Origin of the sequence: Empedobacter sp. R750 (genome assembly GCF_030324345.1) — a bacterium.
GTDB classification, from domain to species: Bacteria; Bacteroidota; Bacteroidia; order Flavobacteriales; family Weeksellaceae; genus Empedobacter; species Empedobacter falsenii_C.
In genome coordinates this window covers 1-1,059 of sequence record NZ_JACAGF010000049.1, presented here as the reverse complement: position 1 = coordinate 1,059, position 1,059 = coordinate 1, and the positions used below count along the sequence as shown (strand labels likewise).

Below are 1,059 nucleotides of genomic sequence, written 5' to 3'. Positions count from 1 at the left end.
AACGGTTTGCAGCTTGGCGAAGTGGCGGAAATCGAAGCACAAATGTTCAGTTTTGCACAAAAGTTCAATCGAAGAACTGAACTTGAATTTTGCACTAAACCCGCCATTTTGCCAAACTGCTGTTAGCGGTTCGGGCTTGTTAGTTAATCTTTATTGTCTTTTCGGTTTAATAATGGTCTGTGTTTTTTTATTAAATATTCTTCCAATTCATAACGTCCAAATGCAACTGGAAAAAGTGTCACTTTACACGTTTTTAAAAATTCTGTTACTTTTCGGTCTTCTGTTTCGCTAAAATATCTTTTTTTACCCTTAATTTCTTGAAGTTCAAAACCTAAGATGTCTGTTCCTATGTGTCGTCTAAGTGCAGAAAAATAAGTTCGTCCGCTATGAGTTTTTATTCGTTCTCCAATGTCAGAACTTTCTCCGATATAGATTAGCTTGTCTGATTTGTCTTTTACTAGATAAAGTCCAGCCAAACTGACAATTTTAGTGTCAAACCAATTTGTAAAAGTTGATTTTAGAATTTTAGTTTCTCCTTCTTCTAAAAGTTGTATATGATTTTCTTGAACCGCATTCCAAAGTCCTTTTTGGTCTGCAATCGCAAACTTTTTCCGTTTGTCAAGTTGGAAGCCGTTAAGTTTTGTTGGCAAGTTTACAATTCCAAATTCTTCAACTTCTTTTCGTCCAATATTTGTCGAAATAAATTGAATTTTAAATTTATCAATTGTCGTAGGTTTTGCAAGTTGATTTGCTGAATTTAATTTCTCGAAATTCTTGTAAAAAGTCGATGTCGTTGGTTTGAATTGTTGTTTAAGTCTTTTGATAAGTTCTTTTCCTTCGCCAACATAAAATGGAACTTTATCAAGTGATATTAGATAATTTCCAAATCCTTTTTCACTAACTGTCGAAGTGTCGCAAAACGGTTGAGTTTTCAGTTTGTTAAGTCCACACGATAAAATTTCGTCTGATTGTTTTTGAATTATGTCCCAACTAAATTTCGTCATTTTTGATTGTCAATTTTCGTTTCACGTTCGGTCGTTGTAGCCTGACCGCTAACGT

1 protein-coding gene is annotated in these 1,059 nt (G+C 33.9%); it reads right to left on the bottom strand.

Annotation, left to right across the window (positions count from 1 at the left end; genetic code table 11):
* Positions 1 to 143 precede the first annotated feature (143 nt).
* Positions 144 to 1,004, bottom strand: a complete 861-nt coding sequence (locus tag HXZ74_RS17110) for a GIY-YIG nuclease family protein (protein WP_286476512.1) — start codon at positions 1,002 to 1,004, stop codon at positions 144 to 146.
* Positions 1,005 to 1,059: the final 55 nt, after the last annotated feature.

Coding starts and splice junctions, on each gene's coding strand:
- HXZ74_RS17110 (WP_286476512.1), bottom strand. CDS start 1,004: ATGACGAAATTTAGTTGGGACATAATTCAAAAACAATCAGACGAAATT.